At 65.1% G+C, this 12,320-nt stretch carries 11 protein-coding genes; 1 reads left to right on the top strand and 10 read right to left on the bottom strand.

What is annotated here, in order from left to right; all coding sequences use genetic code 11:
- Nucleotides 1–16 precede the first annotated feature (16 nt).
- Nucleotides 17–886 (bottom strand): TnsA-like heteromeric transposase endonuclease subunit, encoded by an 870-nt coding sequence (locus C8E83_RS15055; protein WP_121370714.1) that lies wholly within the window; start codon nt 884–886, stop codon nt 17–19.
- Between the two features lie 841 nt (nt 887–1,727).
- Here C8E83_RS15055 and C8E83_RS15050 point away from each other — a divergent pair.
- Complete coding sequence (locus C8E83_RS15050; protein ID WP_170159954.1) at nt 1,728–2,516, top strand: helix-turn-helix domain-containing protein; 789 nt, start codon at nt 1,728–1,730, stop codon at nt 2,514–2,516.
- A gap of 4 nt (nt 2,517–2,520) precedes the next feature.
- Here C8E83_RS15050 and C8E83_RS20040 read toward each other — a convergent pair whose 3' ends face one another.
- The 9 genes from C8E83_RS20040 to C8E83_RS15005 all read right to left on the bottom strand — a co-directional run bounded on the left by C8E83_RS20040 (nt 2,521) and on the right by C8E83_RS15005 (nt 12,295).
- Nucleotides 2,521–2,865 (bottom strand): helix-turn-helix domain-containing protein, encoded by a 345-nt coding sequence (locus C8E83_RS20040; RefSeq protein ID WP_121370711.1) that lies wholly within the window; start codon nt 2,863–2,865, stop codon nt 2,521–2,523.
- A gap of 347 nt (nt 2,866–3,212) precedes the next feature.
- Complete coding sequence (locus tag C8E83_RS15040; protein ID WP_121370709.1) at nt 3,213–3,434, bottom strand: hypothetical protein; 222 nt, start codon at nt 3,432–3,434, stop codon at nt 3,213–3,215.
- A 671-nt stretch (nt 3,435–4,105) separates the two neighbouring features.
- A complete protein-coding gene (locus tag C8E83_RS15035; RefSeq protein ID WP_342768933.1) occupies nt 4,106–4,825 on the bottom strand; it encodes an aspartate/glutamate racemase family protein in 720 nt (239 codons plus the stop codon).
- Nucleotides 4,822–5,868 (bottom strand): ornithine cyclodeaminase family protein, encoded by a 1,047-nt coding sequence (locus C8E83_RS15030; protein WP_121370708.1) that lies wholly within the window; start codon nt 5,866–5,868, stop codon nt 4,822–4,824. Before C8E83_RS15030 ends, C8E83_RS15035 begins: the two co-directional genes overlap by 4 nt.
- Nucleotides 5,865–6,764 carry an ABC transporter substrate-binding protein gene (locus C8E83_RS15025; protein WP_121370706.1) on the bottom strand — a complete coding sequence of 300 codons (900 nt, stop codon included), beginning with the start codon at nt 6,762–6,764 and terminating at the stop codon, nt 5,865–5,867. Before C8E83_RS15025 ends, C8E83_RS15030 begins: the two co-directional genes overlap by 4 nt.
- Before the next feature lie 76 nt (nt 6,765–6,840).
- Nucleotides 6,841–8,286: an MFS transporter gene (locus C8E83_RS15020; RefSeq protein ID WP_245981702.1), complete on the bottom strand. Its 1,446-nt coding sequence runs from the start codon at nt 8,284–8,286 to the stop codon at nt 6,841–6,843.
- Between the two features lie 211 nt (nt 8,287–8,497).
- Nucleotides 8,498–9,115 carry a GntR family transcriptional regulator gene (locus C8E83_RS15015; protein ID WP_170159953.1) on the bottom strand — a complete coding sequence of 206 codons (618 nt, stop codon included), beginning with the start codon at nt 9,113–9,115 and terminating at the stop codon, nt 8,498–8,500.
- 59 nt (nt 9,116–9,174) lie between these two features.
- Nucleotides 9,175–10,578, bottom strand: a complete 1,404-nt coding sequence (locus C8E83_RS15010; protein WP_121370702.1) for a M24 family metallopeptidase — start codon at nt 10,576–10,578, stop codon at nt 9,175–9,177.
- A 64-nt stretch (nt 10,579–10,642) separates the two neighbouring features.
- Nucleotides 10,643–12,295: an ABC transporter substrate-binding protein gene (locus tag C8E83_RS15005; protein ID WP_147430198.1), complete on the bottom strand. Its 1,653-nt coding sequence runs from the start codon at nt 12,293–12,295 to the stop codon at nt 10,643–10,645.
- Nucleotides 12,296–12,320: the final 25 nt, after the last annotated feature.

Here is a 12,320-nt window from a genome sequence, read left to right as displayed (position 1 = left end):
AATGCCCAGACCCCGTTTAGGCACGCGCGGGCCAAACGACAGACTGCATCGACAAAAGGTCGTCGAGGTCGGCCTCAATCGCTCTACGCCATAGCAGCGCCCTGAGGCACGCGAGGGCAGTTGCCGTGGTCATCACCGAGGAGCAGGAGGCCACTAATTCGGCGACCCTCATTGGCCCGCGACACGCGTCGACGACGGCGTCGAGGGGCAGCCCCCGGATCCAACGGTCATTACGCAGATGCGCTATCGACGACATGTTCCGGGCCCGGTTGGAGGGCATCTCAACGACCACCTCGTGCGAGATCCCCGCCTGCCCGAGCAAGCTATCCACCCAGCCGTGCAGAGCCACGTTCTTCGCTTCGGAGACCTTGTCGAACGGTTTGCAGTTCTTTACCCGGATGCCACCGGCGATGGTGATCTGCGCGTAGTCCGGCGTGTGAATTCTTCTCCTGCCGTCAAAGATCCCAAGAAGGCGGAAGGGCTGGGCAATCAGCTCAACAACGTCAGGGTCGAAATCGGACAGCAGGATGGTCTCCCGCTCGATCAGGGACTCGTAGAACACCAGATCCTTCGCCGTCGCCGACCAGTACGCGCCTGACGTCGATAGGCGATCTTTGTGATTCTTCGGCTCACGGGCCGGAAAGGCACCCCGCAAATCATCGGCCAGCAACTCCGCCAACGGCAGCGTGCGAATGACGTTTTTCGAGGGTCGGAACTGAACCCACGGCTCCCGACGTAAGTCGGCGATGGGTACCAGCGGGAATGTGAAGGGCTTCTTGTTGCGCGGCGGGATCCCGATAGGCGCGCGCCCCCCAAGGGCACTCGCAGGCGTCGCCTTCGGGTCCGGCAAAGGGCTTTCTACGAGGTCTGGGAAACGAGTCGCCATGGGCCGACTCTAGGGCTTCGCCTGAATTAAGTAAATCGAGCTAAGGGTAAATATTTTCTCTAATTCGACTTCTGGTTGCGTATTTCGCGGGCGGCTCGCACCCAATTCCCAATCGTGGCTGCGCTGACACCGACGACGAGTCCTATTCGATTAGCCGGCACTCCTGCTTCGCTCGCCTTCAGGGCTAACTCGACTCGTTCCTTCGCCATCTCGCGTAGGCGCTCGTCTGTCGATCGAAGGTCCTCCAGAATTCGTGTGGCGAGTTCTTCATCGGGGATGACACGAGGAGGTCGGCCGGGGCTCCGAGGAAGGGGCGCAGTCATACGTTAGGTCCGTTCGTCGCGGCGAGCGTCGGAACGGTTCTTGCATGAGCCCAGGGCACGTGAAAGGATCCGACACAGTTCACACCGTGCGGATTCTTGTGCCCTGGCAGGCAGAGTGCGTCGGGAGCGGCAGGTCCGGTCAACGTCGACCGAGATTTGGCGCGCCTGAAACCGACGATACCTGATCGGGCCCGCGGTGAGAACGGCTCACCATTCGATGGCACTCGCGCCGTACGCGGTTGCAGAGCCTTTTGAGCGTCTGCAATGTCCCGCCGTCGGCGCCCCTTAGCTGACGCGCCGTCTGGACTTGTTCTCTCCAGCCAACTGTCTGCGACCGGCATGCAGGCAGATTTCATCGGTGCCCCTCGCGTTCCACTGGTGGCAGGAGCAGGCTTAGGAACCGCCGTCTGAACGACCCATCTCAGGTTTCGGCTCGGCGATCGGGTCATCTGTCCAGTATCGAAGTCGGATTTCGCAAACCCGCATGGATCGCTAATTTCATGCACGCCATGCGGGCTATGACGATGAAAGTCTGCACGAGATGCACAGGGCAACTGCCTCGCGATGTTGCCGGAGTAGCGAAGATCGAGCACTATTTTCTGGTTATGACGTCAAATTTCCGGAACCTCGATCCGGGCTCCGACCTCGACTGGGCCACCGTGAGATCAATTGCCGACCGGATCGCCTGGCTTCGGTGGTCGTTGGAGCTCAGTCAGGAAGAATTCGGTCGTCAGATTGGTCTGAGCGGATCCACCGTCGGGAGAATCGAGTCCGGCGCAACGCAGCCGACCGTCAAAACACTGGTGGCAATTCGCCTCAAATTCCGGGCATCCTTCGATCGCATGATCGACGCAAATATGGAGCCTCGCCCAGGATTCGTATCCGAATACCACGACCAGCCGGGCCGCTCGTGGACATCGAGGACCCCGCGGTTCGGCGGTGTGCAGGCTTGGGACTGCCACCTGGAGCCAGACGCAGCAGACGAATTGCCGCATGAGCATGCGGGCGTTGAATTTGTTGAGGTCCTCCACGGCCGAGTGCAGATGCGGTGGGGACCCTATCGAGAATTCATCCTCACGGAAGACACGCCCGTCATCCGGGTTGAGTCCGACCTCGAGCACAGTATCAACGCCATTCCAGGTGGAGATGGGGCCCGCGTTCGATTCACATTCGACGACGCCAGCCGGCATTTTCACATCCCGCAAGACACGCAGGAGAAGCTCGCCTCTTTGGACGACTTGATAACGAAAGCAGACTCGCAAAACCCTTACCGCATCATTCGGCGGCGGCCACCCACTCCGCACTAATCGCTCAAGCCCGGGCGACCTCGAGTGCCTGCACGATCTCTTGAACCCGTCCCGATCCCACAAAGTCGATTGGCCGGACTCCGTCGAGGACGCTATTGCAGCCGTACAGCCATCCCTCGATGGCCTGCGGCGCCCAGACCTGCTCGGCTCTTGCGAGGACGTAGTTGACGGCTTCGAGGCGGGCAGCCATGTCCTGACCCACAGCCGTCTCGCCTGTGACGAGCCTGCCAAGGGATCGAACGCTTACGCCGAGATATCGCGCCGCCGCACGCTGACTGCCAGCCCGCTTGACTAGAAGCCGCAGTCGCTCTCTAGTGCGCAACGAAGCGGTCGCCTCTACGGCATTCATGGCACCTCCGGTCTCAAACTGCTTCACCCTCTCACGTGTCCATCGCTACGTCGGTAGGCGGATCTTGCGATGGCTAGAGACCGGAGACGGCTCCCTTCACACTCGGCCACTAGTTGTGCTCGATCCGTGCACGCTGGTACAGGACCGAGTTGGCGGACCCGACCAGAGAGTCGCCCTCCTCCAGACCAGTACTTTTGTCTGGCGGAAAGACGTGAACGTGGAAGCGCCGGATGAACTCGTATCCGATTCGTCATTACGCCCCAGCGAGATGTTGCTGCAGCTGTAGTCAGGGGCCGAGGCATGAGCGAGCCGGTCACATTCGACGCGCAATGGCCTCGTCCAGGCCCCTATGGGAGCGAAGAGATGCGCTTGGAATTCGGTGCGAATCCGGTCGGGCAGCGCGCAGCGATCAGCAGTCGGGGGATCTCCAGCAGGGCCGCGGTATCAAGCTCGATCTTTGCCCAAACGATATCGACGCGCAGCTGTTCGGTGACGTAGAGGCTCATCACCGAGACGACCGTGTTGTCCGTCGCTTGCAGCAGCACGAAGGCTCCGACGATGACGCCCACGACCCACGAGTGCTTCCGGGTGGGCGTCGCAGCGTCGTGCGACGGCGGGACCTCAGCGACAGCGTCGCGGCCGTTGCGGCGGAGCTAGACGCTCAGCGCAATGCTGCTCACCGCGATCACACTGGTCATCGGCAGTAGCGCTCCAGCGCCCTAGAGATCGATGAGGAAGGTTGCCGGCGGTAGGCCAGCGACCCACGCGAAGGAGACAATGGCGCGCGTGGGGAATACCGCCCGCTGAGCCGTGCCGCTGTGACTCTGGTGTGCGAACAGTAATGCGCTGCCGACGCCGGCCGGGCCACCGAAAACAACAAGCGCGATCATTGCCAGGGGTAGCGTCGTTGCGACTCTGAGCGCGGTGACCAGCAGCAGCGTCAGGACTCCACACAGTATCAGCGTGTGATTTTTCGGTGATACGTTACATCGACCGGGAACGGATGACCCAGAGAGCAGGCGGAGTTTACGAAGGCATGTAGGGTCCGATCGATTCACCGCAGTTTGTGATTTCAGGCTGCTTTCGAGTGGGTACCTTCACGAGACCAGGACCAAGGTCGGACAACCTGTTGTGGCGCCACCAGACATTTAGGCGCATTTAAAAAGTGATGGCCAGGCGGTGGACTTAGGCTGCTGGGCGCGGTGGCTGCAGAGGTCAGTCGTGCACTGACAGGCGGCTCTCACGCGTATGTCGGCCAGCTGCGCTGCTTGGGTAAGGGCGCCGCGAACGATTCGATCTTGCTCGTCGTAAGCCGCTGGCGAATGAGGGCCTCGACCATCGCGGCGGCTGCTGCCACTCCGTCGACAACGGGAACAGGAAGCCGTTCACGGACGTGGTCCTCGAGCCCCGCCATGCCGGCGCATCCGAGGCATATGACCTCGGCTCCCGCGGCGATGGCGCGCTGTCCGGCCGCGACGAAGGCCTCCGCCGTGGCGTAAGGGTCGTCGTCGAGCTCAAGCACGCCGAGTCCGGTGTCGATGATCGCCGCGCATCGATCGATGAGCCCAGCGGTCGCGAGGCTGTCCTCGATCTGGCCGACGGCTCTCCGCACGGTCGTGACGACACCGTACCGACGACCGAGGGGCATGGCGAAGTGGGCTGCTGCTTCGGTGATGTCGACCACCGGAACCGACAGGATCTCGCGGGCGCCCTCTCGACCGTGCTCGCCGAACCCGGCCATGACGACGCCGTCGACCGTCCCGTCCAACCCTTCGAGCGTCTCGAGCACCGCGGCGGCGCTGAGGAAGCTGTCATACCAGCCCTCGGCCGACGCGACACCCCAGGCGGGCGTGACCGGCACGATCTCGACGTCCGGGCCGACGACGAGGCGCGCTCGAGCTGCCGCGGTCTCAGTCATCGACGCGGTGGTGTTGCAGTTGACGACGGCGATGCGGATCATGACGACATCGTCCCGAGAAGCGATGACGCAGGATGCTCGACACCGGTCAGCAGGTCGGCCGCCGACAGGCGGTGCTCGGCACCGAGACCACCCTGGCGGGCGAGCTCGATGATGGCAGCGGCCACTGCCAGATCCTGCGCCGCGATGCCTGTGGAGTCGAAGACGGTGATGTCGGAGGACGACGTGCGACCGACCGCTGTGCCTGCGACGACTTCGCCCAGTTCGGCCAACGCGACGTCGGCGGCGAGGGCGCCGTCGGCGATCGCCTGCACGAGGTCGCCGGACTTCGAATAGGCCGTGGGGCGGCTGTCGACGACGAGCGTGCCGCAAGCCATCGCGGCCCCGTCGAGCTCGCGGTGTGTAGCGCGGGGCCGGGCACCGACCGCGTTGACGTGCTGGCCGTCGTGCAGCCACTCGCCCAGGACGATCGGATCGACGGAGGGGGTGAGGGTGCAGAGCACGTCCGCCTCGTGGGCGACGTCTTCCGGCGACGACGCGATGACGCAGGCGGCGGGCTGCTGGGAGCCGAGTTCCCGCACGAACCGGTCGACGGTGTCGCTCGAACGCGACCAGACGACGACGCGGTCGAACGGTGATGTCGCCGCGAATGCGCGCACGTGCTCAATAGCGAGGTTCCCTGCACCGATGAGGCCGAGGGTGCGCCCACCGGGATTCGCGAGATGAGTCGTCGCCACGACAGACGCGGCGGCGGTCCTGGCGCGGGTGATGCCGCCGCCGTCGAGGACGGCGACGCATTCGCCCGTCGCGACCGAGGAGACCAGGAGAGTGGAGCGCTGGCTGGGCAGACCTCGCGACGCATTCGCGGGGATGTCGGCCATGAGCTTCACGGCAACGAGTCCGAGCCGATCCGACCGTGCCGTCATCGGAAGGAAGACGCCGTCGTCGTCTCCGGTCAGCGCGGCGGGTGCGAGTTGCTCCATGGCGCCGGTGCCGAGGTCGCGGTGGATCGCCTCGACGGCGGAGGCCACGTCGACCTGTGGGAGGAGGCGCGCGATGTCGGCGGCGCCGAGGACGAGGGTCACGCGGAGACGCTGACCGGCTGCTCGCCGAGGAGCTCTTCGAGCGACGGCTGGTGGGTGGTGAGGCCGACCTCGGTGAGGATCCGCATCCAGCGGTCCGACGCGTCGCGGTCAATGATCGCCGAGCCCCACACGTCGCCGGCGATCATCTCGGCGATGACTTCGCGCAGCAGGCCGTGGTCTTTCGTCGGCCAACGCTCGGCGAGCACGGCGTCGATCTCGGCGTCGACCGAGCCCGTGTTGATGGCGGCCATGGCTTCGGCGATACCGTCCATGAACCGCTCGATGCGGTCGCTGAGGTCGGCGACTCGGTGCGTCTCGGTGTAGTAGACGCTGTTGGGCATGAGGCCGGCGCTCAGGTGACGGAACACGATGGTGCCGAAGCCGTCGGCGACGACCTCGCCCGCGCTGACGAGGTCGAGCACGATTGCGTCGCCGGTGCCGGCCTTGTAGAGCTCGATCATCATCGACGTCGAGAGGTCACGCATCCACGACGTGTCGGCAGGGTTGAGTCCGGCCTCACGGATGAGGCCGGCGGTGAATTCGTAGGGGGCGCTGCCTCCGGCGCCGGGCGAGAGGACGACCTTGCCGGCGAGCTGGTCGAGGGTGATCGGGGACGTCTCGGTGCGCGACACGATCGCCATCGGGAACGCGTGGTTCAGTTGCCCGACGACCGAGAGTTTGCGGGGTGCGCCTGCGTAGAGAGCGGGAACCCAGAGGCCGCCGAGGGCGAGGTCGGCCTCACCCGATTCGATGTCGTCGAGCACGCCGGTCCACGGGTCGCAGGCCTTGGCCGTCACGGTGAGGCCGCGGTCGGTGAAGATGCTGCCGACGGTCGCCACGTACTCGGGCAGGTAGTTGAGACCGTTGGCGGTGGCCGAGATCTTCAGGGTGTCCATGTGTTCCTCCGTGTCGAGTGCGGGCCGGAGCCCGGTGGTGCGGGCGGGGCCGGAGTGTCCGGCCCCGCCGTGGTGTTCAGTGGGTGGCCGTGGTGAGCTCGTTCTCGTTGACCTGCTCGAGGGTGCGGCCGCGGGCCTCGGGGGCGAACCGCGAGGCGATGACGAGGATCGCGTACATCACGGCCGCGAGGCCGAAGACCCCGGCGAAGGCGAACGCTCCGAAAAGGGCGACGGCGAGGTACGGCATGACCGCGCCGGCGATGTTGCCGATTCCGTTCACGATCGAGGCACCCGAGGCGCGGATCGCCGTCGGGTAGACCTCGGCGGTCCAGGCGGCCAGGGTCGTGTTGGTCACCATGGTGAAGAACTGGAACAGGGCGCCGAGCACCAGGATCGTGCCGGTGCTGTTGCCGAATCCGGCGAATGCGAGCGCGGTGAGGCAGCCCAGGATCCCGGCAGTCGTCACCGTCACACGACGCCCGACGCTGTTCGCGATGAGGGCGGCCAGGGTGCAGCCGAGGAGCGAGCCGATGTTCATGATCATCGTGTACAGCAGGCTCTGGGACACGGTGTAGCCGCGCTCGACGAGCAGCGTTGGCATCAGGAAGTTCAGGGTGACCTGGGCGCCGAACGCCATCCACGAGGCGATACCGATCGAGATCGTGCGGCGCAGGACGCTTTTGTGGAAGACAGCGGCGGGCGACGAATGCAGGGCCACGGGCGGGAGGTCCGCCTCGGTGAGTTCGATCGGCGACTTCACGTCAGTGGCCGGGTGAAGCGACGACGAGGCCAGGATCGCCAGCGAGCGGTTCGCCTCGTCGACGCGCCCCTTGGAGAGCAGCCACCGGGGCGTCTCGGGCAGCCGGCGACGGTAGAAGACCACAATCAGGGCTGGCAGAGCCAGGAGCACGAACGTCCACCGCCACACGACGTGGTCGCCACCGAGCGGCACGGCCAACGGGCCAAGCAGGAGCAGGAACAGCCCGTACGAGATGAAGTTGCCGATGCCGCCGGCTCCCACGTTGATCGTGGCGATGAGGCCGCCGCGGAACTTCGTTGCGACCATCTCCGAGAGCATCGCGATGCCGATCATGAACTCGCCTCCGACACCGACACCGACAATGAAGCGGCTCACGAGCAGCACGTCGTAGTTGAAGGCGAGAGCGCTCAGCAGACCGCCGAGCGTGTACACGAGCAGGTTCAGGCTCAGCGAGAAGCGGCGGCCATAGCGGTCCGCAAGCCAGCCGGCCAGGAACCGGCCGACAAGACCACCGATCACGGTGGCCGTGTTGATCGTGGTCAGCTGCACGTCGCCGATCTGCAGGGACGCCTTGATGTTGGTCGCCATGGCGCCGACCGAGTTCTGCTCGAGAGTGTCGAAGAACTCGCCGGCGAGAATCAGCATGAGAACGGCGAACTGAGCGCGCGTGAACCCGATCGAGTCGAGAGCGGTGGCGACGCCGTTGCGGGGCGTCGCGGCGGGGGAGGCCGTGGGTGCGGTGGAGCCGGTTACAGCAGTCATGAGTAACTCCAGCGGAAAAAGAGGTGTGACGGACGCACCCGATCGCCATGATCAGTATGCACCGCGGGGACACTCTTTTGTATACGACCTGGTGTTTCTAGCGGGTTACAGGCTCAATACGCTTTGTTTCGGAGCACGAAAGTGCCCATACTTCCGGGCAATTCTCGCCAGATGTGTCCCGTCAGGGTCAGGGTCGTATACGAGAATCGGACTACGACGAGAGTGCCCGACCCGCCCGAAGCCACTCCTCGTCCTTGCTCAGGTGCTCGTCCATAAAGACGGAAGCCTGCGTCTCCGAGCCGCGGAGGATCGCCGCGGCGATGGCGGCGTGGTCCTCGAGGCTGGCGCTGAGCGCATCCTGGGTCCGCCGCTCGAAAGCCCAGGCGGTCTGCTGGATGACCCGCTCGATCATGGATTCGAGTTGGCGGTTTCCGGAGGCGCCGGCCACGAGGTGATGGAACTCGATGAGCGGCTCGACCGGAGGCGTCGCCTCGCGAGCCAGCTCGACGACCACTTTGAGGTCGGCAGACGACTCGCCGCCACGACGCTTGGCCGCCAAGCGGGCCGCCAGGCCCTCGAGCTGCCGGCGGATCTGCATCAACTCGATGACCGATTCGGCCGAAGCCTCGGCGACGGTCACTCCCCGGTACTTCTCGGCCAGGGCGAAGCCCTCCGACTCGAGCTGCCGCAGAGCCTCCCGCACGGGAACCCTCGACACCCCGAAACGGGCAGCGATGACGTCCTCCTTGAGCCGTGTCCCGCCGGGAAGCTCACCCGAGACGATCTCAGCGCGAAGCGTCCGGAGAACAGATGCGGTCTTCGATTCCACTCCCCGATCGTATCGAGCGGTCGCGCCCGCCCGCGCCGAGGCACGGGCAGGCGCGAGGCTCATGCGTCGACGCGAAACGCGTCGACGGAGGTGTGGCGGCTGAGGTTCTCGTAGCCGCCCTCGGTGACGAGGAACATGTCGCCGATGTTGGCTCCGTCGCTCAGCGGGTCGAGCCACTGCGCGTGCAGCACCATGGCCATGCCGGGCTGAAGCAGCTCGGTGTTGTGGCTGGTGACGTTGAACTTCGGGGCGCCCATGTTGCCGACGCTGTGGCCGAGGTTTGGGTTGTGCGGGCCGAACGTGGCTGGGTACACCCGCTCGAGGCGGCGGCCCGAGGCCTCGTAGTCGACGTCGGGGACGTACTGCTTGCGTACACGGCGTGGTCCGCCGTCCTTCTCGGACTCCCAGTTGTAGGGCATGCGGGAGGTCTCGGTCTGTTCGGGCGATAGGTAGCCGCGGTCGGTGTAGGCGGAGAACGCGGCGTCGTGCAGGTCATGGATCGGTGCGCCGGGACGGATCTTCGCCTCGGCGCGGCGGACCGCGTCGGCGCACATTGCGAGCGTCGTCTCCTGCTTCTCGGTGATGTCGCCGATGGCGATCATCCGGGCGATCTGCGCCGTGTAGCCGTGGTACTTGACGTTCGATACATACAGGTTGAGGAGGTCGCCGCTGCGCACGACGTGGCCGTAGGGCTTGCCGCAGGCGGTGCCCCACTGGTTGATGCCGATCTGGTAGCCGTCGCCGGTTTCCCCTCCGCGCGACATCTGCGCGTAGGTGAACGCCGCGTAGATCTCGAAGTCCGTGACGCCGGGCTTCGTCACGTGACAGGCGGCCTCGTAGGCGACATCCGCGAGCTGGGCGGCGGTGCGCACCTGGTCGCGTTCGTTCTCAGAGAGGAGCTTCGTCATCTCGTTGAGTGTCTCGGTGCGGTCCGAGAAGCGCGCGCCGGGGAGTTCGTCGGCGAGGACGCGCCAGAAGTCGGCCGAGAGGCGGTCGCCGACGAGTCCGACGCTCGAGCGGGTGTAGCCGAGCTCGGCGAGGCGCTTGACGCTAGCCTCGATCGTCTTGCGGATCGGGTCGCCGGCGCGCCCGCCGTATTCGATGCTGAACGGGCTGATCTGCCAGACCTCCTCGACACCGACGGCCTCGCCCTGCGGCGGCATGATGACCGACTCCGTGTAGAAGGTGAAGAGATGGATACCCTTACTGGCGTCGGTGGGCACGACGAGGATGCCCTCGCGCGACCAGTCGCAGAGCCACTTGAGGTACGTGTTCGAGGTTTGGAACCCGGTCAGCCCGTCGGCGTGGATGAGGGTGACCTCGTTCTCGGCCACGGCCGCTGCGCGGCGGAGTCGGGTAATTCGCTCGATGAACTCGGATTCGGGGATCGCTTTGGCGAGTTCGACGTCGAAGCTCGGCTCGAAGCCGTCGAGGAGTCGTTCTGCGGTCGCGGTCTGGATCATGGTGTGCCTTTCGATGGTTCAGAAGGGTGGCGGTGGGCGGGACGTGCCCGCCCACCGCGTGGTGTCACTTCGTCGGCGTGAGCAGGTAGTAGCGGGTGCTGGCGAACTGCTCGAAGGACGCGCCGGTGATGCCCTTGGCCATGACCGACTGGCGATCGGCGTAGGTGATCGGAATCACGGGAGCGGCATCAGCGATGATCTTCTGCGCCTGCTTGTAGGCGGCGTCGCGGGCGCTGGAGGGCGCCTTGAGTTGCCATGTCGCGTTGAGCGTGTCGACCGTCGGGTTCGACCACAGGGCGTAGTTGTTCACGCCGTCCTTGGTGGCGGCGTAGCCGACGGGGATTTTCGGGTCGTCGGTCCACGGGCCCCAGTTGAAGAGGACCATGTCGGCCGAGCCCGGGTTGGAGGGGTTGCGCGAGCGACCGTTGATGATGTCCCACTGCTGGTCGTCGGTCTCGGGCGTCAGCTTGACGGTGATGCCGATCGTCTTGAGGTTCTCCTGGATCAGCAGCGCGATGTTCTCCTGCGCGGGGTCCGACGTGTCGTAGTGCAGGGGCACGTAAATCGTGGGGTTGCCGGCCTGTTTCATCAGCTGTTTGGCTTTTGTGAGGTCGGTGCTGTACTCGTTCCACGCCGGCGTGTAGCTCGACGACGACGAGTTGACGATGCTGTAGGCGCGTTCGGCGCGACCCGAGTACACGGTCGAGACGATCTGCTTGTAGGGGATGGCGTCGGCAACGGCCTGACGGACCTTTTCGTTGGTGAACGCGCCGGTGTCGGCGGCCATGGTCAGATACGTGAGGGTCGGTGTGGCCTGCGAGGCGACGGTGAAGCCCGCCTTCTGCAGGTTGGTGACGTCGGTCTCGGACATGTCGAATTCGGCGAAGTTGATCGAGCCGCTCTTGACGAGCGAGGCGACGTTGGCGTTGTTGACGATGCGCGCCGTGACGGTCTTATAGGCCGGCTGATCGGGGTAGTCCGGGTTCGCCTTCAGCACGACCTGCTGTCCCTTGCTCCAGCTTGAGAGGTAGTACGGGCCCGAGCCGACGACGTTCGAGCGCAGCCACTTCGACGCGTAGGGGTCGGAGGCGGTGGCGTGCTTCTTGGCGGCGACGGAGTCGATGATGCGCTCGTTGGTGTTGACGAACATGGCCAGCTGTGTCGTGCCGACGTCGATCGGGTTGCCGGAGGTGTCGGTGAAGTCGATCGTCACGGTGTGGGCGTCGACCACGTGGATGTCGTCGCCGCTCTGCAGCCCGTTGGTGGTGATGTCCTGCGCGTTGAGGCTGTGCAGGGCGGCCTCGAGGCTCCATTTGACGTCGGAGGCGGTGACGGGGTTGCCCGAGGGGTAGAACTTGCGGTTGGGATCGAGGTCGAAGGTGATCGCGTTCTTGTCGATAGTCCAGCTCTTCGCGAGGGCAGGGGCCACTTTCGATCCCTGCCACACCTCCGAGCCGTCGGACGTCTTCTTGAAGTCGTAGGCGACGAGGCCCTCGTAGACGTTGTTGGCGACCTCGGTGTCCTCGCTGTTCGAGAGATTCATCGGGTCGAGTGAGGTGAGGTCGGCAGGCCATGCCGTGGTGATGCCGGTCGCCGTGGAGGTGGTCGATGACGTGGTCGAGGCCGATGAGGTGCTGCAGCCTGCGAGTGCCAGGGCGGCTGCTGCGGCGACGCTCATGGCGACCAGGAGTCGCGTGCGCGTTCGTGATGCGGACACAGGTGTTCCTTTCGGGGAGGGGAGA

It is taken from the genome of Frondihabitans australicus (assembly GCF_003634555.1).
In the GTDB taxonomy this organism is placed as follows: Bacteria; Actinomycetota; Actinomycetes; order Actinomycetales; family Microbacteriaceae; genus Frondihabitans; species Frondihabitans australicus.
This window is presented reverse-complemented; position numbering and strand designations above follow the sequence as displayed.